Here is a 21,665-nt window from a genome sequence, read left to right as displayed (position 1 = left end):
TCCGTGAAGACGTACACCCAGCGTGACCCGCCGGAGCGGGCACACGCCAGGCGTGCGGGGGGCTTTGCGCACTTCGGTGTCGGTACGCCTAGGGTGCGGCGTACGCCTGGTACGACAGTCCGTAGCCGACCGGGTACAGCGCCTGCGCGGGGACGTCCGCACGCTGTACGGGGACCGGCAGTCTGCCCCTCGGCTCGGCCCGCCCCGCGATCACACGGGCGGCGGCCCGGAGTTCGACGTCCGTCCAGGAGTACGCGGCGAGGCTTGCCGTGTAACCGGTGCCGGCCAGCTGGGCGATGTCGTACGGGTTGCGGATCGCGACGGTGATCACCGGGACCCCGGTCGCCGCGAGGGCGCTGACAAGAGTGCGCTGGGAACTGGTCGCGGTGACGTTGTACGTCCCCACGACCACCGCGTCCTTGCCCTGTGCGGCGGCCACCGCTTCGGCGATCTTCGCCTGGGCGGGCGCCGTGCCGGTGGACAGGGCGGTTGCCGTGTACCCCAGCTCGTTGAACGCCCCGGCGAGGGTCGTGGTCGGCGGTCCCGTGGTGCCCGACGGGGAGGCGGGATCGGCGCCGACCACGAGGAGGTTCCGGTGGGAGCGGCGGGAGAGCGGCAGCAGCGAACCGGTGTTGGCGAGCAGCGTGGTCGTGTGTTCGGCGATCCGGTCGGCGGTGGCGAGATGGGTGCGGATGCCCACGGTGCGGTCCACGCCCCGGTGGGTGACGTAGGGATCCCGGAACAGGCCCAGCTTCGACTTCAGCCGCAGGATGCGCAGGATCGATTCCTCGATGCGGGCCTCGCTGATCTCGCCGCTCCTCACGGCGGCCAGGACGGCATTCCAGGACACGGAGAGATTCGGCGGGTTCAGCAGCTGGTCGACGCCTGCCTGCAGGGCGAGCACGGGAACGCGCTCGTCGCCGTACTTCGTGCGTACGCCCTCCATGCCGAGGGAGTCGGTGACCACGACACCGTCGTAGCCGAGCTCCTCGCGCAGGATGCCGGTGAGGATCGGCCGGGACAGGGTGGCCGGATCCTCCGAGGGGTCCAGGGCGGGCACCACGATGTGGGCCGTCATGATCGAGTCGATGCCCGCGGCGACGGCAGCCCGGAACGGCGGGGCGTCGAGCTCCGCCCACTGCTCGCGGGTGTGGTGGATGTAGGGCAGACCCGTGTGGCTGTCGGTGCTGGTGTCGCCGTGGCCGGGGAAGTGCTTGGCCGTGGAGGCGATTCCGGAGCTCTGATAGCCCTTCACCTGCGCGGCGACCAGGCCGGCCACCGACTCCGGGTCGGAGCCGAAGGAGCGTACGCCGATGACCGGGTTGGCCGGGTTGACGTTGACGTCCGCGTCCGGCGCGTAGTTCTGGTTGATGCCGAGCGCGGCCAGTTCGGCCCCGGCGATCCGGCCGGCCGTGCGCGCGTCGGAGCGTGAACCGCCCGCGCCCAGTGCCATCGCGCCCGGCATCAGCGTGGCGGGCTCACCGACGCGACAGACGATCCCGTGCTCCTGGTCCGTGGAGACGAGGAGCGGCAGGGGGGTGGGCCCGGCGAGCCCGGCGCGCTGGATGCCGTTGGACAGATCGGCGATCTGGTGCGGGTCGCGGGTGTTGTGCGCCCAGGCGAAGTAGATGATGCCGCCGACGTGGTACGTGGAGATCAGCTCGGCTGCGGTGCGCACGCCGATCTCGGTGAGGTTGGCGTCGATGTCCGCCTGGTCGGGTGCGGTGGCGGAGTGCCCGTACACCCGCATCACGAACAGCTGGCCGACCTTCTCCTCCAGGCTCATCCGGGCGATGAGCCGCTTGAGGCGGCTGTCCGTGGAGGTGCCCGTGGATGCCTGGGCGGCCCCGGGAGCGGCGGCGACGCCGGTCGCTGCCGCGGCGACGGTGGCCGCGGTGGCAGTGAGGAGGGTGCGTCTGGAGGTGCGGTGGTGCACGTGAGCTCCTTCCGGTACTGAAAGAAACTTCCAAGAAGGTACGGATATATGGAAAGTAACTACCAGTCAAGAGGACCGCCCGATAAAGGGAGTGACACGCGGGAAGAGGGGTGGACATGCCCGGACATGGCCCCACCTGTGCCGTGCGGCGGGGCGCGGGTTGCCCCGGAGGAACCGAGCACCCTTTCGCGTCGGCCTCCTCGCAGGCCGCCACGTCGGTTCCCGCGCCGCCTGCGCAGTCCGCCCTCCGGGGGAGTCGACTACGTCGGTCTCGCCCTCCGGGGAATCGGCTGCGTCGGTCTCGCCCTCAGGGGAGACGGCTACGTCAGTCCCGCCCCCGCGCCGCGCCCCTGAAGTGCAGCCACCGCCGCGGTGATCGCCGGCCGCCGCGCGGCCTCCGTACGCCACAGCGCGTACAACCGCCGCACCGGTACGGGATCCAGTCGCACCTCCACCACGCCCGGAGGCAGCGGCCCCCGTCCCAGCCGCGGAATCATCGCCACGCCGAGCCCCGCGGCGACCAGGGCCAGCTGGGTGTGGTTCTCCTCCGCCCGGTGCCGGATGTCCGGCTCGTACCCCGCCGTCCGCAACGTCCGTACGAGCCAGTCGTGGCACACCGTGCCGGGTGGCTGGCACACCCACCGCTCCTTGGCCAGCTCCTCGCGCCGCACCGCCGACCGACCGGTGAGCGCGTGGCCCTCCGGCACCAGCAGATCGCACCGGTCGTCACCGATCACTGCCTGCGCCACCCCTTCCGGCGCGGGCAGCGGTGCGATGTCCCAGTCGTGTGCGACCGCGAGATCGATCACGCCCTTCGCCACCAGGTCGACCGAGAGGTGCGGATCGACCTCGGTCAGCCGCGCGTCCAGTGAGGGGTGCTCCCGCTGCAGCTGCGCCAGCACGCCGGGCAGCAGCCCCCGCGCAGCGGACGCGAACGCGCCGATCGACAGCCGCCCCGTCGGCAGCCCCCTGCGCTCCTCCAGCGTCGTCTCGGCCTGCTCCACGATGGCCAGCAACTGCTGCGCCGTGGCGGCGAGATGGAGTGCGTCCTCGGTGAGCGCCACGCCGCGCCCGCGCCGCTCGAGAAGGGTCGTCCTCGTCTCCCGCTCCAGCTTGGTGATCTGCTGGGAAACCGCCGAGGCCGTGTAGCCGAGCGCGGCGGCCGCGCCCGCGACGGAGCCGTGGACGGAGATGGCGTGCAGGGCGCGCAGCCGGGACAGATCGAGCACGGGAACCTCCCGGGAGGGCGGAAGCATGAGCAGCGCTTAATCCAACCATGAAGAGATTCGCGCTGGTGCTACACAATCCCCGCATCCGATCATCGGTGCATGCGTCCTCTCCACATCGCCCTGGCCGCGCTGGTCGCCGCCGTCTGGGGTGTGAACTTCGTCGTCATCGAGGTCGGCCTCGCCCACTTCCCGCCGCTGCTCTTCTCCGCCCTGCGCTTCCTCGTCGCCGCGCTGCCCGCCGTGTTCCTCGTCGGCCGGCCCACCGTCGCATGGAAGTGGATCATCGGCGTGGGTCTCGTCCTCGGGGTGGCCAAGTTCGGGCTGCTCTTCATCGGCATGGACCGCGGGATGCCCGCCGGGCTCTCCTCCCTCGTCCTCCAGGTCCAGGCCGTCTTCACCGCCCTGTTCGCGGCCCTGGCGCTCGGCGAACGGCCGGGCGGAGTACGGGTGCTGGGGATGGGTGTGGCCCTCGCGGGCATCGGGGTCGCCGCTGTCGACGAGGGGGCGGGCGGCCCCGTGCTCGCCTTCGTCCTGGTCGTCGCGGCGGCGGCCTGCTGGGGCGTGTCGAACGTCCTCACCCGCAAGGCCGCCCCGTCCGACTCCCTCAACTTCATGGTGTGGGTGTCGACCGTGCCGGTACTGCCGCTGCTCGGGCTGTCCCTGCTCTTCGAGGGCCCGGACCGCGACGCGGAGGCGTTGGCCGCGCTCGACTGGAGCGGCGTCGGAATCATCGTGTACGTCGCCTGGATCACCACGATCTTCGGCTTCGGGGCCTGGGGCTTCCTCCTCCGCCACCACCCGGCCTCGTCCGTGGCCCCGTTCACCCTGCTCGTGCCGGTCTTCGGTATGTCCTCGGCCGCGCTGTTCCTCGACGAGTCGGTGAGTTCGCTGCGGTGGTGTGCGGCGGCGCTGCTGGTCGGCGGAGTGGCACTGACGTCCCTGGCCGGGCGGCGCGCGAACGCTCCGCAGGCACCGGACGCTCCGCAGGCACCGGAGGCACCGGACGCTCCGCAGACACCGGACGCTCCGCAGACACCGGACGCCCTGACGGCGCGGGCCTGAGGGCTACTGCTTCGGTGCGCCCAGCCGCAGCAGGTACTCCCGCGCACCGGCCAGCAGCCCCGGCAGCTCCGGTGCGTCGGGGTGCCAGCGCTTCTCGTACTCCCAGCAGACCCAGCTGTCGGCGTCCAGCGTGTCCAGGCACGCTCTCAACGGCAGCACCCCGTCCCCGAGGGCCAACGGCTCGGTGTCCTCGGCCGACGCGATGTCCTTCACCTGCACGTATCCCAGGTGCGGGGCAAGCACCGCATGGCTGGCCACCGGCTCCTCGCCCGCCAGCCAGGTGTGCATGATGTCCCAGAGCGCGCCGATCTGCCCGTGCCCGACGGTCCCCACCACACGGGCCACGTCGGCCCCGGCGCGGTGCGAGTCATGCGTCTCCAGGAGGATGCGTACGCCCATGTCGGCGGCGTACGGAGCCGCGGCGCCCAGCCGCCGGGCGGCGGTCGCGTCGGCCTCGGCGGGATCCTGGCCACCGCCGCCGGGGAACACGCGGACGTTCTCCGCCCCCAGATCACGGGCCAGCTCCACCAGCTCGGCGAGCTCCGCCAGTACGCGCTCGTCGTCACCCTCGGCGGCGACCCGTACGTACCCGGCGAGGGTCAGGATCTCGACTCCGCCGCTCTTGAACTCCTCGACCACGGCGGCCCGTTCGAGCGGTGTGAGTCCAGGGTGCACGGGCTCCTCGGGGTGGGTGCGCAGCTCCACCCCCTGGTATCCGTGCCCGGCGGCGAGCCGTACCACCTCGGCCACGGGCATCCCGGGAACTCCGAGGGTCGAGAATGCGAGCTTCACGGTGTGTCCTTTCGTCGGTGCGGCCTGATCGGTACCCCCGTTTCCGTAAGGGAACCCTCACCCCACCCGCGGCGGCGCCGTCGAGCCGCGGACCATCAGTTCCGCCGAGATCGTCGCTATGCCCCCGGCCGGCGGCTTCTCCTTGCCCATGGCCAGCCGGCCGGCCCGCGCCCCGGCCTCGAACAGCGGCAGCCTTACGGTCGTCAGGGCCGGTACCGCGTCCACCGAGAACGGCAGATCGTCGAAGCCCGCCACCGAGACGTCCTCGGGGATGCGGAGCCCACGGTCCCGGATCGCCGCACCGGCACCCAGTGCCACCGTGTCGTTGGCGGCGACGACCGCCGTCACATCCGGTTCTCTGCGTAGGAGTTCGAGTGTGGCTTCGTAGCCGGACTGCCGGTCGTACGGGCCGTGGACGGTGAGCCGCTCCTCGTCCCCGTACAGCCCCGCCGCCTTCATCGCCGCACGGTGGCCCTCCAGGCGGTGCCGTGTCGTGGTGCGCTCCAGTGGCCCTGCGACATACGCGATGTGCCGGTGGCCGAGCGAGACGAGGTGCTCGGTGAGCCGCCGCCCGCCGCCCCGGTTGTCGAAGGCGAGTGCGGCCACGACCGCGTCGGTGTCCGGCAGCGGGGGCCGTCCGCAGAACACGATGCGGGTACCGGCGTCCGCGAGTTTCGCCAGCTTCGCGGACATCGCGGCCTGGTGGGCCGGGTCCTCCAGGGCGCCACCGGTCAGGACGACGGCTGCGGCGCGCTGGCGCTGGAGCAGGGTGAGGTAGGTGAGTTCACGCTCGGGGGAGCCGCCGGTGTTGCAGACGACGGCGAGCTTCTCGCCGCCCGCGCGGCCCGATCCGTCACCGGGTCCGCCGATCTCGGTCTGTGCGGCCCCCGCCATGATCCCGAAGAAGGGGTCGGCGATGTCGTTGACCAGGATCCCGACCAGGTCGGACGTCGAGGCCGCGAGCGAGCTGGCAGGGCCGTTCAGCACGTAGTCGAGGTCGTCGACCGCACGCAGGACCCGTTCCCGGGTGGATGCGGCCACCGGGTAGTTGCCGTTCAGTACGCGGGACACGGTGGCCGGGGACACCCGGGCGCGAGCCGCCACGTCCGCCAGGGTGACTGTCATCGCTCTCCTCCGAGGAGTTGTGGCGCGGCCCCTCTTGTCCGGGCCGCTGTCGGCAGGCTAGCGTCATACCAAATAGAAAGCGCTTGCTACGGCTTTATGGAGGGAACTTCGTGACACGCAGGACAGTGCGCATCGCCATGAACGGCGTCACGGGGCGCATGGGATACCGGCAGCACCTGGTGCGCTCGATCCTCGCGATCCGCGAGCAGGGCGGCCTCGACCTCGGCGACGGCGAGGTGCTGTGGCCCGAGCCCGTCCTCGTCGGCCGACGCGCCCACGCGCTGGAGGCGCTTGCCGCACAGCACGGTCTGACCGAGTGGTCGACCGACCTGGACGCGGTTCTCGCCGACGAATCGATCGACATCTACTTCGACGCCCAGGTCACCTCGGCCCGTGTCGAGGCGATCAAGAAGGCGATTGCCGCAGGCAAGCACATCTACACCGAGAAGCCCACCGCCACGGACGTCGAGGGCGCCCTGGATCTGGCCCGCCTCGCCCGCGACGCCGGGATCAAGCACGGCGTCGTCCAGGACAAGATCTTCCTTCCGGGCCTGCTGAAGCTGAAGCGCCTCATCGACGGCGGTTTCTTCGGCGAGATCCTCTCCGTGCGCGGCGAGTTCGGCTACTGGGTCTTCGAGGGCGACTGGCAGGATGCCCAGCGGCCGTCCTGGAACTACCGTGCGGAGGACGGCGGCGGCATCGTCGTCGACATGTTCCCGCACTGGGAGTACGTGCTGCACGAGCTGTTCGGCCAGGTCACGAGCGTATCGGCGCACGTGCAGACGCATATTCCGCAGCGCTGGGACGAGCAGGGCAAGCCCTACGTCGCCACCGCGGACGACGCCGCGTACGGCACCTTCCAGCTGGCGAGCGGCGCCGTCGCCCAGATCAACTCGTCCTGGGCGGTCCGCGTCAACCGCGACGAGCTCGTCGAATTCCAGGTCGACGGCACCCACGGCTCCGCCGTCGCCGGACTGCGCAACTGCCGCGTCCAGCACCGCTCGGCCACCCCGAAGCCGGTCTGGAACCCGGACCTGCCGGTCACCGAGCCGTTCCGCGACCAGTGGCAGGAAGTCCCCGACAACGCCGTCTTCGACAACGGCTTCAAGGCGCAGTGGGAGCTCTTCCTGCGCCACATCGTCCTGGACGAGCCCTACACCTGGGACCTGATGGCCGGCGCCCGCGGTGTCCAGCTCGCGGAGCTCGGCCTCAAGTCGTCCGCCGAGGGCCGCCGCTTCGACGTGCCGGAGCTGAACCTGTGACCATCCACCTCCCGCAGGGCCCGTACGAGCCGCGCACCACCCCGCTCGACCTCGCACCGGGCGGCGCGGCGCTGGCCTCCCGTACGGTCTTCTCGGCCGCCCACGTCGTCGCCGACCCGTACGCCGACGTCAGCCCCGACGCTCCCGCCGTCGTCGACTGGGACGCCACCCTCGCCTTCCGCCGCCACCTCTGGTCGCACGGCCTGGGTGTCGCCGAAGCGATGGACACCGCGCAGCGCGGCATGGGCCTGGACTGGGCGGGCGCCGCGGAACTGATCCGCCGGTCCTCCGCCGAGGCGAAGTCGGTCGGCGGCAGGATCGCCTGCGGTGTCGGCACCGACCAGCTCACCGGCCCGGCGCCGCTCGCAGAGGTGCGTGCGGCGTACGAGGAGCAACTGGCCCTCGTCGAGGAGAGCGGCGCCCAGGCCATCCTGATGGCCTCCCGCGCCCTCGCCGCCGCGGCGAAGGGCCCCGAGGACTACCTGGAGACGTACGCCCATCTCCTGCGCCAGGCCACGGAACCGGTCGTCCTGCACTGGCTGGGCCCGATGTTCGACCCCGCGCTGGAGGGCTACTGGGGCTCCCCGGACCTCGACGCGGCCACGGACACCTTCCTGAAGGTCATCGCGGAACACCCGGACAAGGTCGACGGCATCAAGATCTCGCTCTTGGACGCCGAGCGCGAGATCGACGTCCGGCGCCGTCTTCCCAGCGGGGTGCGCTGCTACACCGGCGACGACTTCAACTACCCCGAGCTGATCGCCGGGGACGACCGGGGCTTCAGCCACGCCCTGCTCGGAATCTTCGACCCGCTGGGCCCTCTGGCCGCCCATGCGGTACGGGTCCTGGACACCGGGGACGTCGAGGGCTTCCGCGCCCTCCTCGACCCGACGGTCGAGCTGTCCCGCCACCTCTTCGAGGCCCCGACCCGCTACTACAAGACGGGCGTGGTCTTCCTCGCCTGGCTGGCGGGCCACCAGGACCACTTCACGATGGTCGGCGGCCTGCAGTCCGCACGCTCGCTGCCGCACCTGGCGACGGCGTACGAACTCGCCGACCGCCTCGGCCTGTTCCCCGACCCGGAGCTGGCCGAAACCCGGATGCGCGCCGTGCTGGCCGTCCACGGAGGAGCACGATGAGCGCCGCCCTTTCCCGCCTCTCCATCAACCAGGAGACCATCAAGCAGTGGTCCCTGCCCGAGCTCACCGAGGGCTGCGTCAAGGCGGGCATCGGACAGGTCGGCCTGTGGCGGGCCCCCGTACAGGAGTACGGAGTCGAGCGCGCCGCACAGTTGGTGAAGGACGCGGGCCTCACCGTCACCAGCCTCTGCCGGGGCGGCTTCCTCACCGCGGTCGACCCCGCCGAGCGGGCCCGCGCCCTGGACGACAACCGGGCGGCGGTCGACGAGGCCGCGGCCCTGTCCACCGACACCCTGGTCCTGGTCTCCGGCGGACTCCCGTCCGGAGAGAAGGACCTGTACGCCGCCCGGGAGCGGATCGCCGACGCGCTGGGCGAGTTGGGCCCGTACGCGCAGGAGCGGGGCGTACGGCTGGCGATCGAGCCGCTGCACCCGATGTTCGCCTCGGACCGCTGCGTCGTCTCCACCCTGTCCCAGGCCCTCGACCTCGCGGAACGCTTCCCGGCCGAGCAGGTCGGCGTGGTCGTCGACACGTACCACATCTGGTGGGACGACCAGGCGCCCGCACAGATCGCCCGGGCGGGCGCGGGCGGCCGGATCCACTCCTTCCAGCTGGCCGACTGGATCACTCCGCTTCCGGCGGGCGTCCTGGTGGGCCGGGGCCAACTGGGCGACGGGTGCGTGGACTTCCGGGCCATACGTCAGCAGGTCGAGGCCACCGGCTTCGACGGGCCGATCGAGGTCGAGATCTTCAACGAGGACCTGTGGGCGCGGGACGGCGCCGAGGTGCTGGCCGAGGTCGCGTCCCGCTACCTGGAACATGCCTGCTGAGAGCCTTCTCGGTAGCCATCGGTAAAGAGAACGTCAAGGCGTACAACCTTTCCGTACCCTCCCCTGTCGTACTCAGCGTCGGGACTTCCGGGGAGGGGTCCGGGGGGATCGGGAAGACCCGACGGAGGGGGACAGCGAGGGGGGTCCGGCCTGGCGGCCGGACCCCATTCCGCTTTCCTGGAACGTCTGCGCCGCGGCGGAGCCCACCGCCGGAGTCCCGTACGAGCGATTCATCGGCGACCTGCAGGCGCATCGACGCGCTCCTCCACGAGACCGGCACGGTGTCCGCGGGTCAGAGGCGACGACGAGCTGGACCCTTACGCGGCGGCCGGTGCCCCGGGGGAGCCTCAGGTCCGCACGGCCTCCGGACGCCGTGCGAGGAAGACGAATTCCCTGCCCGGCCGGTCGGGCGCCTCTCGGACGTCCTCCACCGCGAACCCCTGCGCGGCCAGCTCCACCCCGACCTCCTGACGCTCACGGAAGCGCAACGTCGAATCCGACGTCAGTACCTGACCGTCCGCGGCGAACACATAGGTCCAACGGAACGTCACCAGCGGCCCCTTCACCTCGATGAGCTCGACCCAGCTCTCGACCGCGCCGACACCCGGGATCTCCGTCACCCCGTACGAGGTCTCGCGGTTCCATTCCTCCCAGGCCCGCCGGGCCGGATCCCGGGTCTCGAAGACCAGGCGCCCGCCGGGTCGCAGCGCTTCGTAGGCTTTCCGCAGGGTCGTCCGCCACGCCTGCGGACCGACGATCTGCTGGGCGACGTTCGCGGTCATCGTCACGAGGTCGACCCGCAGCGGGGGCAGCGCCGACGCGTCACCACAGATCCAGCGCACCCGCTCGCCGCCGGGCTTGGCCCGCGCCACATCGAGGGAGGCGCGTGCGGGGTCGACGCCGACGACCTCGATCCCGCGACCGGCCAGCAGCAGGGCGAACACGCCCGTTCCGCAGCCGATGTCCAGCACCTGGCGCGCCCCGAACTCCTCGGCCATCCGAAGGTACGCGTCGAGGTCGCTGCGGTCGGGGTCGAGCGGATCGTAGACCGCTGCGAGACGTGGATGGCCGAACTCGTCGACCACGGGACCGGTCATGCGGTTGTACGCCCGCTCGCGACGGCGCTGGGGAAGGCTGTTCGTCCCCGGAATCCGGTGTGCATGCTCGAGCTCCTCGGCGAGGGTCCTGACAAGGGCGGTTGCTTCCTGACGAGGTGCCGTTGTCGCCAGGGATGCTCGACAGCTGTGGGCGGACCGGCGTCCCGGACTCAGTCGAAGAGGTCGATCAGCCCGTTCACCCAGATCGCCAGGAAAACAGCCACCAGGACGACCGCCGCCACACACCCCGCGACATGGCGCACGGTGCCCGTCTCCGGTTCCTCCCTGCCGGTGAACGTGTCCGTGTCCCAGTCGACGGCGCGGCCCAGCGACTGGGAGCAGGCGGTGCGGACAGCGGCCAACTGCGCTTCGGCGAAAGCGGATCCGGCCAGTGATTCGTGCCCCCGCCAGGCCAGTGCATGCATGCGGCGGACAGGCAGGTGGTACCGGTCCTCGAAAGCGGCCGTCTCCGCCGGATCCCGGTCCTCCTCCAGGTACATCCACCGTCCCGCCTGCTCCGGTTCGCCGTACAGGCGGTAGGTCTCCGCCAGACGCCGGCGCACCTCCGCACTCGTGGGGTAGGCCTGGATCAGCCCGCGAAGCCGCATGCGGGCCATGGGTATGCGGCCGGCGGCGAGGTCGGCGTCCACGCGCGCCAGGGTGTCGGTCAGTGCCATGTGCACATCATCGGCCACCGGGCGACGTCCGCACGAACGGTTAACCACCGCTCCGGCCGCCCCCGAGGAAGGGCGACCCGTCCGGCTGTCGGCGCCGACCGGTAACGTCGTCGCATGTCCAACACGGCCGTACTCGAAGGGGTCCTGGAGAGGATCACGTACGCCAACGAGGAGAACGGGTACACGGTCGCGCGCGTCGATACCGGACGCGGTGCCAACGATCTGCTCACCGTCGTCGGTTCGCTGCTCGGTGCGCAACCCGGCGAGTCGCTGCGTATGGAGGGCCGTTGGGGATCCCATCCGCAGTTCGGTAAGCAGTTCACCGTCGAGAACTACACGACGATCCTCCCCGCCACGATCCAGGGCATCCGCCGCTACCTCGGCTCCGGTTTGATCAAGGGCATCGGACCGGTGATGGCCGACCGCATCACCACCCACTTCGGCGTCGACACCCTGGACATCATCGAGCAGCAGCCCGAGCGGCTCGTCGAGGTGCCCGGCCTCGGCCCGAAGCGGACGAAGATGATCGCCGCGGCCTGGGAGGAGCAGAAGGCGATCAAGGAGGTCATGGTCTTCCTGCAGACCGTGGGCGTCTCGACCTCCATCGCCGTCCGTATCTACAAGAAGTACGCGGACGCCTCGATCTCCGTCGTGAAGAACCAGCCCTACCGGCTGGCCGCCGACGTCTGGGGCATCGGGTTCCTCACCGCCGACCGCATCGCCCAGGCCGTCGGTATTCCGCACGACAGTCCGGAGCGGGTCAAGGCCGGGCTCCAGTACGCGCTGTCGCAGTCCACCGACCAGGGGCACTGCTTCCTGCCCGAGGAGCGGCTCATCGCGGACGGGGTGAAGCTCCTCCAGGTGGACACCGGGCTCGTCATCGACTGTCTCGCCGAGCTCGCCGAGGACCCGGAGGGTGTCGTGCGGGAGAAGGTGCCGGGCCCCGAGGACGGGCTGCCCGTCACCGCTGTATACCTGGTGCCCTTCCACCGCGCCGAGATCTCCCTCGCCGCCCAGGTGCAGCGCCTGCTGCGTACGCCGGAGGACCGGATGCCGGCCTTCCAGGACGTGGACTGGGAGAAGGCGCTGGCCTGGCTCGCGCAGCGCACGGGGGCCACTCTGGCCCCCGAGCAGGAGGCGGCCGTCCGGCTCGCGCTCAGCCGGAAGGTGGCCGTCCTCACCGGCGGCCCCGGCTGCGGCAAGTCGTTCACGGTCCGGTCCGTCGTCGAGCTGGCCCGTGCCAAGAACGCGAAGGTGGTGCTGGCAGCGCCCACCGGACGGGCGGCGAAGCGGCTCTCGGAGCTCACCGGCGCCGAGGCGTCCACCGTGCACCGGCTGCTGGAGCTGAAGCCCGGGGGAGACGCCGCGTACGACCGTGACCGTCCGCTGGACGCCGATCTGGTGGTCGTCGACGAGGCCTCGATGCTCGATCTGCTGCTTGCCAACAAACTCGTCAAGGCGGTGGCACCCGGTGCCCATCTCCTGCTGGTGGGCGATGTCGACCAACTGCCCTCGGTCGGCGCGGGGGAGGTCCTGCGGGATCTGCTCGCCGAGGGCGGCCCGGTGCCGGCCGTCCGCCTGACCACGATCTTCCGTCAGGCCCAGCAGTCCGGCGTCGTCACCAACGCCCACCGGATCAATTCGGGGGTGCCGCCGCTGACCCAGGGGCTGAGCGATTTCTTCCTCTTCGTGGAGGACGAGACGGAGGACGCCGGGGTGCTGGCCGTGGACGTCGCGGCCCGCCGTATCCCCGCCAAGTTCGGCCTGAATCCCCGCCGTGACGTGCAGGTTCTCGCCCCGATGCACCGCGGGCCGGCGGGTGCCGGTCATCTCAACGGGCTGCTCCAGCAGGCCATCACGCCCGGCCGCCCCGATCTGCCCGAAAAGCGGTCCGGCGGCCGGGTCTTCCGGGTCGGTGACAAGGTCACCCAGATCCGCAACAACTACGAGAAGGGGGAGAACGGCGTCTTCAACGGCACGGTCGGCGTCGTCACCGCCCTCGACATCGACGAGCAGAAGCTGACGGTCCTCACGGACGAGGACGAGGAGATTCCGTACGATTTCGACGAGCTGGACGAGCTCGCCCACGCCTACGCGATGACGATCCACCGATCCCAGGGCAGCGAGTACCCGGCGGTCGTCATCCCTGTGACCACCAGTGCCTGGATGATGCTTCAGAGGAATCTGCTGTACACGGCGGTGACACGGGCCAAGAAGCTTGTCGTACTGGTCGGTTCACGCAAGGCCATCGGCCAGGCGGTCCGCACGGTTTCCGCTGGCAGGCGCTGTACGGGGCTGGATTTCCGGCTCCGTGGGGTGCTGGTCGAAGACTTCGCCGAAAAATGATCGATCAAAACGGTGGGAAACATCACGGAGGCCTTCCGGAACCGGATGACAGGGGGCAGGATGAGTAAGTTGGCGGCACTCAGTGCCGTCAGTAGGTCCAATGGACGACCCCGAGTGCACTCTCCTGAGCCAAATGGGGGAGGGTGGAGACAGTCAGGGCACCTCGAAGAAGAGGCACTACGTCGGTGAGGGATGACGTGAGCGACAACTCTGTAGTACTGCGGTACGGCGATGACGAGTACACCTACCCGGTGATCGACAGCACCGTCGGCGACAAGGGCTTCGACATCGGGAAGCTCCGGGCCAATACGGGCCTGGTCACGTTGGACAGCGGATACGGCAACACGGCCGCGTATAAATCCGCCATCACCTATCTCGACGGCGAGCAGGGCATCCTGCGGTATCGCGGGTACCCGATCGAGCAGCTCGCGGAGAGCTCGACGTTCATCGAGGTCGCCTACACGCTGATCAACGGTGAGCTTCCCAAGGTCGACGAGCTGTCGGACTTCAAGAACGAGATCACCCAGCACACGCTGCTGCACGAGGACGTCAAGCGGTTCTTCGACGGCTTCCCGCGCGACGCCCACCCGATGGCCATGCTGTCCTCGGTCGTCAGCGCGCTGTCCACGTTCTACCAGGACAGCCACAACCCGTTCGACGAGGAGCAGCGTCACCTCTCGACGATCCGGCTGCTGGCCAAGCTCCCGACGATCGCGGCGTACGCGTACAAGAAGTCGATCGGTCACCCGTTCGTCTACCCGCGCAACGACCTCGGCTACGTCGAGAACTTCCTGCGCATGACCTTCTCGGTCCCTGCCCAGGAGTACGTGCCGGACCCGGTCGTCGTCTCGGCGCTGGAGAAGCTGCTCATCCTGCACGCGGACCACGAGCAGAACTGTTCGACCTCCACCGTGCGTCTGGTCGGCTCCTCGCAGGCGAACATGTTCGCCTCGATCTCCGCCGGCATCTCGGCCCTGTGGGGCCCGCTGCACGGTGGCGCCAACCAGTCGGTGCTGGAGATGCTCGAGGGCATCCAGGCCAACGGCGGCGACGTCGACTCCTTCATCCGCAAGGTGAAGAACAAGGAGGACGGCGTCCGGCTGATGGGCTTCGGCCACCGGGTCTACAAGTCCTTCGACCCGCGCGCCACGATCATCAAGGCCGCGGCGCACGACGTGCTCTCGTCGCTCGGCAAGTCCGACGAGCTGCTCGACATCGCGCTCAAGCTGGAGGAGCACGCGCTCTCCGACGAGTACTTCGTCTCGCGCAACCTCTACCCCAACGTGGACTTCTACACGGGTCTGATCTACCGGGCCATGGGCTTCCCGAGCGAGATGTTCACCGTGCTCTTCGCGATCGGCCGGCTCCCCGGCTGGATCGCCCAGTGGCACGAGATGATCAAGGAGCCGGGATCCCGTATCGGCCGCCCGCGCCAGATCTACACCGGCGAGGTCCTGCGCGACTTCGTCCCGGTCGAGGGCCGCTGAAGCCTGCTCCCGCACGAACTGCTGTAGTACCCGGCCGCTTCGGCCGACTGCCTTCGCCCCGCGTACCGCGCTCGCTGATCAGAGCGCGGTGTCCGGGGCGATTCGGCGTTCCGGGGCTCTGCGGCGCCCTGCGTCATGAGGTTGTCGTGGAGCGAGAGTGCGCCAAGGCGATGTCAGGGTGCGAGAAACGCCCCGCCGTCGATCCCCCCACGGGTCGACGGACAGGGCGCTTCCCATATCCCGGAGCGGATTCCCCCCACGGGATCCGGCCGGGCGTCTGCAGGGAGCCGAGGCTCCCGTTGTTGTGCTGGTGGTGCGTATTCAGTTCGGTCCTGCTGTGCGGTCTGCCGGGGTACGTACGCACGGGAGGGCCGCTCAAAGCTCCCCGGTGCACGTGCCCCGGCCAACGCGTGCCAGGAGCGTCCCCCAAGACACTCCAGTGGACGTCCCCCAAGACATCCTTGGCATCGCACTCTTAGACTCACCAACCCATCAGATGGTTACCCTCGAATCGGTGTGATCTAAGTCTCTTTGTGGAAATTACGTGAAGGAGCGCAACCGCAGACTGTTCGTCACGACGAAGACCGACGAAAACGCCATCGCCGCACCCGCGATCATGGGGCTGAGCAGCCCGAACGCAGCCAAAGGCAGTGCGGCCACGTTGTAGCCGAAGGCCCAGAAGAGGTTGCTTCTGATGGTCGACAGCGTACGCCGTGACAGCCGGATTGCGTCAGCGGCCACCTTGAGATCTCCACGAACGAGTGTGAGGTCGCCCGCCTCGATCGCCGCATCCGTCCCGGTGCCCATCGACAGGCCCAGATCGGCGACGGCGAGCGCCGCGGCGTCGTTGACCCCGTCACCGACCATGGCGACGGAACACCCCTCGGCCTGGAGGCGCCGGACGACCTCCACCTTGTCCTGCGGCATGACCTCCGCATGGACCTCGTCGATCCCGACCGCGCGTGCCACCGCGTCAGCGACGGCGCGGTTGTCACCGGTCAGCAGAATCGGCCTGAGGCCCAGGGCGCGCAGCTCCGCGACGGCCGCGGCACTGCTCTCCTTCACCGCGTCGGCAACCTCCAGCACGCCCCGCGCCTCGCCGTCCCAGGCGACGGCGACGGCCGTACGGCCCTGGCTCGCGGCGTCCGCCATGGCGGCGGCCAGCGGCGGCGTGAGCGCGATCCCGGCGTCGGTGAGCAGCTTCGGACGGCCCGCCAGCACCTGATGTCCTTCGACGGTGCCGCGTACCCCGAGGCCGGGGACGTTGGTGAACGACGTGGGGGAGGGGAGAGGAGCTGCGGTGCGGTCGGCCGCTCCGGTGGCGATGGCCTGGGCGATGGGGTGTTCGGAGGCGTGCTCGAGGGCGCCCGCCAGGCGGAGGACGTCGGTCCCGGTCGTACCGGCGGCGGTGCGGACGCGCCCGAGGGTCATCCGGCCGGTGGTGACCGTGCCGGTCTTGTCGAGGACGATCGTGTCGACGCGGCGGGTGGTCTCCAGAACCTCGGGGCCCTTGATGAGGATGCCGAGCTGGGCGCCGCGTCCGGTGCCGACCATGAGGGCGGTGGGTGTGGCGAGCCCCAGGGCGCAGGGGCAGGCGATGATCAGGACGGCGACGGCCGCGGTGAACGACGCCGTGATGTCGTCGGTGGCGAGCAGCCAGGCGACCAGGGTGCCCAGGGCGATCAGCAGGACGACGGGGACGAAGACCGCCGAGATCCGGTCGGCGAGACGCTGGGCCGCCGCCTTGCCGTTCTGGGCGTCCTCGACGAGCCTGGCGATCCGGGCCAGCTGGGTGTCGGCGCCGACGCGGGTGGCTTCGACGACCAGCCGTCCGGACACATTGAGCGTGGCTCCGGCCACGGAATCGCCCGTGGTGGTGTCCACCGGCACGGACTCACCGGTGAGCATCGAGGCGTCGACGGCGGAGAACCCTTCGACGACGGTGCCGTCCGTGGCGATCTTCTCGCCGGGACGGACGACGAAACGGTCGCCCACGGCGAGCCGGCCGACCGGGATGCGTACCTCCGTACCGCCGCGCAGGACAGTCACGTCCTTCGCGCCCAGATGCATCAGCGCACGCAGGGCGGAACCCGCCGACCGCTTGGACCGCGCCTCCAGGTAGCGGCCCAGCAGGATGAACCCGATGACTCCGGACGCCACCTCCAGATAGATCGTGGAGGCGGGATCGGAGCGGGAGACGGTGGCATCGAACCCGTGCCGCATGTCCGGCATGCCCGCGTCACCGAGGAACAGTGCCCACACCGACCAGCCGAACGCCGCGAGGGTGCCGACCGACACCAGGGTGTCCATGGTCGCCGCACCGTGCCGCAGGTTGGTCCAGGTGGCGCGGTGGAAGGGCAGCCCGCCCCAGACGACGACCGGGGCGGCGAGGGTGAGGGAGAGCCACTGCCAGTTGTCGAACTGCAGGGCGGGAACCATGGCCATCAGGACGACCGGTACGGCGAGTGTCACCGATACCAGCAGGCGCTGACGGAGTGCGGCGAGGGCGTCGGCGGCCGTACGGTCGGCTGCGTCCTGGGCACCTTCGCTGTCCCGGTCCGCTGCGCCGGCCTCCCCGCCTTGCGCGGTTGCCGTGGGTCCCCCGTCTTCGGCGGCTTCCCCGTCCTGTGCGGGTTTCCCGCCACGGGAGCCGGGGGCTGCTGGAGGCACGGGGGCCGGGCGGGGTACGGGCTGAGCCGTGTAGCCCGTCTTCTCGACGGTGGCGACGAGGTCGTCGAGCGCGGTTGCGGAACCGAAGGAGACGCGGGCCCTCTCCGTCGCGTAGTTGACGGTGGCGGTGACACCGTCCATCCGGTTGAGCTTCTTCTCGACGCGGGCCGCGCAGGAGGCGCAGGTCATCCCGCCGATCGTGAGCTCGGCCTCGGAGGTCTCCGCCGCCGGGGCCGCGGCTGCTGTGGTGCTGGCCATGTCCGGACTCCTGGGTAAAGCAGGTCGGGCCGCTCCCTACCAGTATCTGCCGCATCTGGTGAGGGAATCGGCCCGAGGGGAAGACGGTGCGTCGGTGCGGGTCCGCTGGAGGACCTGTTCCGAGAGTGCCGCAGGCCGTATCGGGCCGGGCCGGCTCAGGCCGGGCCCACGAGCTCGTAGCCCGCCTCGTCGACCGCGGCGCGCACGGCGTCCTCGGTCAGCGGGGCCCTGGAGACGATGGTCACCCGGCCCGTGGAGGCCTCGGCCTCCACCGAGCTGACCCCCTCGATCCCGGAGATCTCCTCGGAGACGGCTCCTTCGCAGTGTCCGCAGGTCATGCCCTTCACCTCGTACACGGTGGTGACGCCGCCCACCTGGACATCGGCCGTCCCGTCGTGGCAGGAGCCGGTGGACGAGCAGCAGGAGCCGGCGGTCCGGGGGGTCTCGGTCTCGGCGGTCATGACGTTCTCCTCTTCGCAAGCACACATGGACGTGGCGTGAGGCAACACCGGAAGCCGGTTCGCCCCACCCATCGCACACTATACCCCTAGGGGGTATCATTTTCCTGTGTCGCCACCCCGATGGGCCCCTCGCAGACCAGCGGTTCCAGGTAGCGGTACATCACTGTCTTCAACTCCCTGATGTACGCCTCCCGTTCGTCTCCTTCGTGGGACATGACCAGGTCAAGTCCGGCCTTGAAGAGGACGAAGGACATGGCGGCGATACGGGTGACCTGGCCGGCCGGGAGCTCCGGGAGGTAGGCGCCGATGAGCTGCTCGGTCCTGGTGGTCATCGTGGCGTGCAGGATGTCGTGTTCCTGGGTGATCACGCCGGGGATCTCGGAGCCGTGGGTGAGGACCGCGAAGGCCGGGTTCTCGCAGTTGAAGGCGATCAGGGGGTCGAGGATCGCTTCCAGCATCCGGTCGAGGGGGAGCTCCATGTGGCTGGGGACGAACGCGGCGCCGTACGTCTCCCGCCAGCGGTGCATGAGCCGCTCGCCGAGCTCGACGGCGATGGCCTCCTTGTTGGGGAAGAACTGGTAGAGCGTGCCGGGGGAGACGCCGGCCTCGCGGGCGATGGCGTTGGTGCTGGCGCCGTTGTAGCCGCTGGTGCAGAAGACGCTCGCGGCGGCATCGAGCAGCTGGGCGATGCGGGCCTCGCCGCGTGCCTGGCGGCGGCGCGGCCGGGCGGCCCCGGCTTCCTTGGCGCTCCGGGCGGGCGAGGTGGCCTCTTCGGCCCTGGCCTCCGACACGGTCAATCCCCAGCTTTCCAGACGCGGTTGACAAACGCGAGAAGTCGCTCGCATTCTTGGGAAACGCGAGCGATGACTCGTGTTTGCCAGTGTAAGTGGCAATGGCTGACCCATGCTGCCCTGTGCGGCCCGGGTCTGGGTGAAGGGGACACCGCACCATGTCCGAAGTCAACAGCCCGGAGCGCGTCGGGGGCTGGACGCGCTTCGTCACCGCGCGGCCACGGCTTGCGCTGCTGGCCGCCCTGGTCATCACGGCGCTCGCCGTGTTCGCGGGAAGTGGAGTGGCCGACCGGATGGGCAGCGGAGGCTGGGAGGATCCCGATGCCGAGTCGACCTATACGACCAAGGTGCTCGAGCGTGAGTTCCCCGCTTCGCAGCCCAACCTGATGCTGCTCGTCGACAGCGGGAGCGCCTCCGTCGATGACCCGGCGGTGGCCGCGGAGGCGGCCCGGCTCACCGAGCGGCTGGCCGGTGAGAAGGGGATCACCGGCGTCGGCTCGTACTGGCAGAGCGGGTCCCCCGCCCTGCGCTCCGAGGACGGCCACGAAGCGATCGTCGCCGCGCGGATCGAGGGTGACGAGAAGGCGGCCGGTGAGATCCTCGACCGCATAGCCCCCGCTTTCCGGGGTGTGCACGGCCCGGTGGAGGTCTCCGTCGGCGGACCCGTCGCCGTACGGCACGAAATGCAGACGATCATCCAGGAGGACCTGCTGCGGGCCGAGCTCATCGCTCTTCCGGTGACGCTGGTGCTGCTGGTCATGGTCTTCGGCAGTGCGATCGCCGCCCTGCTGCCGCTCGCCGTCGGCATCGTCGCGATCCTGGGAACCAACGCGGTGCTGCGAGGCATCACCGAGTTCACCGACGTCTCGGTCTTCGCCCAGAACCTCACCACGGCTCTCGGCCTCGGACTCGCCATCGACTACGCCCTGTTCATCGTGCGCAGGTTCCGCGAGGAGCTGGCTGCAGGGGCGGACACCCGTACGGCCATCGGAGCCACACTGCGCACCGCGGGACGCACGGTGCTCTTCTCCGCGCTGACGGTGGCGGTGTCGCTGGCGGCGATGATGGTCTTCCCGCAGTACTTCCTGCGTTCCTTCGCCTACGCGGGCATCGCCGTGGTGCTGCTGGCTGCAGCCGCGGCCCTGATTCTGCTGCCGGCTGCGCTGATGCTGCTCGGGCCTCGGGTCAACTCCCTGGACCTTCGGCGGCTGCTTCGGCGCCGCGCCGGGGGCAAGCCTGCCGGGGCGGATGCGGCAGACGGTGCGGGCGGCGTGTCCGACGGCTCGGGCACGGGGTGGGCCCGCTTCGCGGTGCTGGTGATGCGCAGGGCGCCGGTCTTCGCCGTCGTCACCACGGTCGGGCTCGTACTCCTGGGGCTGCCGTTCCTCGGGGTGAAGTTCGGCACGGCGGACGACCGCCAGCTGCCCGCGACCGCCGAGTCCCGCGTCGTCCAGGAGCACATACGGGACGGCTTCCCCGGCAGTCCGGGCGGCGGCCTCGAAGTGCTCGCCGAAGGCACGGCGACCCCCGCCCAGTACGCCGACTTCCGCACCAGGATCGCTGCGCTTCCCGGAGTGCAGCGGGTGGACGGCCCGGTCACGGCTGACGGGGCCGCGTACTTCGGTGTGCTGCCCGAGGGGGAGTCCGTAGGGCAGGGGGCCCAGCAAGTCGTCCAGGATCTCCGGGCCGTGCCCGCACCGTTCGACACCTCGGTGACCGGCACGGCAGCCGTCCTGGTCGACTCCAAGGACGCCATCGCCGACCGGATGCCCTGGGCGGTGGGGATCATCGCCGTGGTGACGCTGCTGCTGGTCTTCCTGCTCACCGGCAGCGTGCTGATACCGATCCAGGCGGTGGTGCTCAACGCACTGAGCCTGACCGCGATGTTCGGAGCGGTGGTCTGGGTCTTCCAGGACGGGAATCTGTCCGGGGTGCTCTCCTTCACCAGCACGGGTGACATAGAGACGACCTTGCCCGTGCTGATGTTCTGCGTCGCCTTCGGTCTCTCCATGGACTACGGCGTGTTCCTGCTCTCCCGGATCAAGGAGGAGTACGACCGCACCGGTGACCACGAGCACTCGGTGGCGTTCGGACTGCGGCACACCGGCGGGCTGATCACCGCGGCCGCCGTGATCCTGGCGGTGGTGATGGTGGCTATCGGCACCTCGCGGGTGACCAACACCAAGATGCTCGGGCTCGGTATCGCGCTGGCCGTGCTGATGGACGCCATGGTGGTGCGCAGCCTGCTCGTGCCCGCGGTCATGAAGCTGATGGGCCGGGTCACCTGGTGGGCCCCCGCGCCGCTGCGCGCCTTCCATCAGCGGTTCGGGCTGAGCGAGGGGGAGCCTGCGCAGACCCGTTGCGAGGACAGGGACGCCGAGGAGATACCCGGGATGCCAAGGACACCCGGGATACCGGAGACACCCGGGGCGGGAGGTCAGGAGCGGGACAAGGTCACCGCCGAAGCGTAGATTCGCCCGGATCCAGCAGACCGGATCCAGCA

The 21,665-nt window shown here is 70.1% G+C and carries 16 protein-coding genes; 7 read left to right on the top strand and 9 right to left on the bottom strand.

All coding sequences use genetic code 11. The features are described from left to right. Positions 1 to 88: 88 nt before the first annotated feature. Together ACFWBQ_RS05780 and ACFWBQ_RS05775 are read right to left on the bottom strand one after the other, a co-directional pair. Entirely contained in the window at positions 89 to 1,936 is a 1,848-nt protein-coding gene (locus ACFWBQ_RS05780) for a glycoside hydrolase family 3 protein (protein WP_385484388.1), read from the bottom strand. A gap of 320 nt (positions 1,937 to 2,256) precedes the next feature. Then, on the bottom strand, positions 2,257 to 3,165 hold the full coding sequence (locus ACFWBQ_RS05775; protein WP_385484385.1) for a LysR substrate-binding domain-containing protein: 909 nt from the start codon (positions 3,163 to 3,165) through the stop codon (positions 2,257 to 2,259). Positions 3,166 to 3,264: 99 nt separating this feature from the next. Here ACFWBQ_RS05775 and ACFWBQ_RS05770 point away from each other — a divergent pair, with 99 nt between their 5' ends. Then, entirely contained in the window at positions 3,265 to 4,227 is a 963-nt protein-coding gene (locus ACFWBQ_RS05770; protein WP_385484382.1) for an EamA family transporter, read from the top strand. A gap of 3 nt (positions 4,228 to 4,230) precedes the next feature. Here the strand turns inward: ACFWBQ_RS05770 and ACFWBQ_RS05765 are convergent, their stop codons facing one another. Beyond that, positions 4,231 to 5,019, bottom strand: a complete 789-nt coding sequence (locus tag ACFWBQ_RS05765) for a sugar phosphate isomerase/epimerase family protein (RefSeq protein WP_385484379.1) — start codon at positions 5,017 to 5,019, stop codon at positions 4,231 to 4,233. Positions 5,020 to 5,076: 57 nt separating this feature from the next. Continuing rightward, complete coding sequence (locus ACFWBQ_RS05760; protein WP_385484376.1) at positions 5,077 to 6,144, bottom strand: LacI family DNA-binding transcriptional regulator; 1,068 nt, start codon at positions 6,142 to 6,144, stop codon at positions 5,077 to 5,079. A 110-nt stretch (positions 6,145 to 6,254) separates the two neighbouring features. On the opposite strand from ACFWBQ_RS05760, the gene ACFWBQ_RS05755 reads away from it, so the two are divergent. The 3 genes from ACFWBQ_RS05755 to ACFWBQ_RS05745 are packed head-to-tail and all read left to right on the top strand — an operon-like array spanning position 6,255 to position 9,375. Next, entirely contained in the window at positions 6,255 to 7,406 is a 1,152-nt protein-coding gene (locus ACFWBQ_RS05755) for a Gfo/Idh/MocA family protein (protein WP_385484373.1), read from the top strand. Continuing rightward, positions 7,403 to 8,545 carry a dihydrodipicolinate synthase family protein gene (locus tag ACFWBQ_RS05750; protein ID WP_385484370.1) on the top strand — a complete coding sequence of 381 codons (1,143 nt, stop codon included), beginning with the start codon at positions 7,403 to 7,405 and terminating at the stop codon, positions 8,543 to 8,545. Before ACFWBQ_RS05755 ends, ACFWBQ_RS05750 begins: the two co-directional genes overlap by 4 nt. Next, positions 8,542 to 9,375 (top strand): sugar phosphate isomerase/epimerase family protein, encoded by an 834-nt coding sequence (locus ACFWBQ_RS05745; protein ID WP_385484367.1) that lies wholly within the window; start codon positions 8,542 to 8,544, stop codon positions 9,373 to 9,375. The genes ACFWBQ_RS05750 and ACFWBQ_RS05745 overlap by 4 nt, the downstream gene beginning before the upstream one ends. A gap of 347 nt (positions 9,376 to 9,722) precedes the next feature. Here ACFWBQ_RS05745 and ACFWBQ_RS05740 read toward each other — a convergent pair whose 3' ends face one another. Both ACFWBQ_RS05740 and ACFWBQ_RS05735 read right to left on the bottom strand, forming a co-directional pair. After that, the gene (locus ACFWBQ_RS05740) at positions 9,723 to 10,460 is read right to left on the bottom strand and encodes a class I SAM-dependent methyltransferase (protein WP_385485015.1); all 738 of its coding nucleotides are present in this window, start codon (positions 10,458 to 10,460) and stop codon (positions 9,723 to 9,725) included. Between the two features lie 182 nt (positions 10,461 to 10,642). Next, on the bottom strand, positions 10,643 to 11,149 hold the full coding sequence (locus ACFWBQ_RS05735) for a DUF6584 family protein (RefSeq protein ID WP_385484364.1): 507 nt from the start codon (positions 11,147 to 11,149) through the stop codon (positions 10,643 to 10,645). Between the two features lie 114 nt (positions 11,150 to 11,263). On the opposite strand from ACFWBQ_RS05735, the gene ACFWBQ_RS05730 reads away from it, so the two are divergent. Together ACFWBQ_RS05730 and ACFWBQ_RS05725 are read left to right on the top strand one after the other, a co-directional pair. Next, positions 11,264 to 13,495 carry an ATP-dependent RecD-like DNA helicase gene (locus ACFWBQ_RS05730; protein ID WP_385484361.1) on the top strand — a complete coding sequence of 744 codons (2,232 nt, stop codon included), beginning with the start codon at positions 11,264 to 11,266 and terminating at the stop codon, positions 13,493 to 13,495. Positions 13,496 to 13,692: 197 nt separating this feature from the next. Then, positions 13,693 to 14,982: a citrate synthase gene (locus ACFWBQ_RS05725; protein ID WP_385484359.1), complete on the top strand. Its 1,290-nt coding sequence runs from the start codon at positions 13,693 to 13,695 to the stop codon at positions 14,980 to 14,982. Positions 14,983 to 15,522: 540 nt separating this feature from the next. Here ACFWBQ_RS05725 and ACFWBQ_RS05720 read toward each other — a convergent pair. From ACFWBQ_RS05720 to ACFWBQ_RS05710, 3 genes are all read right to left on the bottom strand, one after another. Further along, positions 15,523 to 17,910, bottom strand: coding sequence for a heavy metal translocating P-type ATPase (locus ACFWBQ_RS05720; RefSeq protein WP_385484356.1), 2,388 nt, complete (start codon positions 17,908 to 17,910; stop codon positions 15,523 to 15,525). A 155-nt stretch (positions 17,911 to 18,065) separates the two neighbouring features. Further along, positions 18,066 to 18,371 carry a heavy-metal-associated domain-containing protein gene (locus tag ACFWBQ_RS05715; RefSeq protein WP_385484353.1) on the bottom strand — a complete coding sequence of 102 codons (306 nt, stop codon included), beginning with the start codon at positions 18,369 to 18,371 and terminating at the stop codon, positions 18,066 to 18,068. Between the two features lie 86 nt (positions 18,372 to 18,457). After that, a complete protein-coding gene (locus ACFWBQ_RS05710) occupies positions 18,458 to 19,168 on the bottom strand; it encodes a TetR family transcriptional regulator (RefSeq protein ID WP_385484350.1) in 711 nt (236 codons plus the stop codon). 152 nt (positions 19,169 to 19,320) lie between these two features. On the opposite strand from ACFWBQ_RS05710, the gene ACFWBQ_RS05705 reads away from it, so the two are divergent. Then, a complete protein-coding gene (locus ACFWBQ_RS05705; RefSeq protein WP_385484347.1) occupies positions 19,321 to 21,633 on the top strand; it encodes an MMPL family transporter in 2,313 nt (770 codons plus the stop codon). Positions 21,634 to 21,665: the final 32 nt, after the last annotated feature.

It is taken from the genome of Streptomyces sp. NPDC060035, assembly GCF_042736635.1.
In the GTDB taxonomy this organism is placed as follows: Bacteria; Actinomycetota; Actinomycetes; order Streptomycetales; family Streptomycetaceae; genus Streptomyces.
Note: the sequence above shows the minus strand (reverse complement) of the source record. Positions and strands in the feature narration are given on the sequence as shown.

Coding starts and splice junctions, on each gene's coding strand:
- ACFWBQ_RS05705 (WP_385484347.1), top strand. CDS start 19,321: ATGTCCGAAGTCAACAGCCCGGAGCGCGTCGGGGGCTGGACGCGCTTC.
- ACFWBQ_RS05760 (WP_385484376.1), bottom strand. CDS start 6,144: ATGACAGTCACCCTGGCGGACGTGGCGGCTCGCGCCCGGGTGTCCCCG.
- ACFWBQ_RS05735 (WP_385484364.1), bottom strand. CDS start 11,149: ATGGCACTGACCGACACCCTGGCGCGCGTGGACGCCGACCTCGCCGCC.
- ACFWBQ_RS05715 (WP_385484353.1), bottom strand. CDS start 18,371: ATGACCGCCGAGACCGAGACCCCCCGGACCGCCGGCTCCTGCTGCTCG.
- ACFWBQ_RS05745 (WP_385484367.1), top strand. CDS start 8,542: ATGAGCGCCGCCCTTTCCCGCCTCTCCATCAACCAGGAGACCATCAAG.
- ACFWBQ_RS05730 (WP_385484361.1), top strand. CDS start 11,264: ATGTCCAACACGGCCGTACTCGAAGGGGTCCTGGAGAGGATCACGTAC.
- ACFWBQ_RS05720 (WP_385484356.1), bottom strand. CDS start 17,910: ATGGCCAGCACCACAGCAGCCGCGGCCCCGGCGGCGGAGACCTCCGAG.
- ACFWBQ_RS05770 (WP_385484382.1), top strand. CDS start 3,265: ATGCGTCCTCTCCACATCGCCCTGGCCGCGCTGGTCGCCGCCGTCTGG.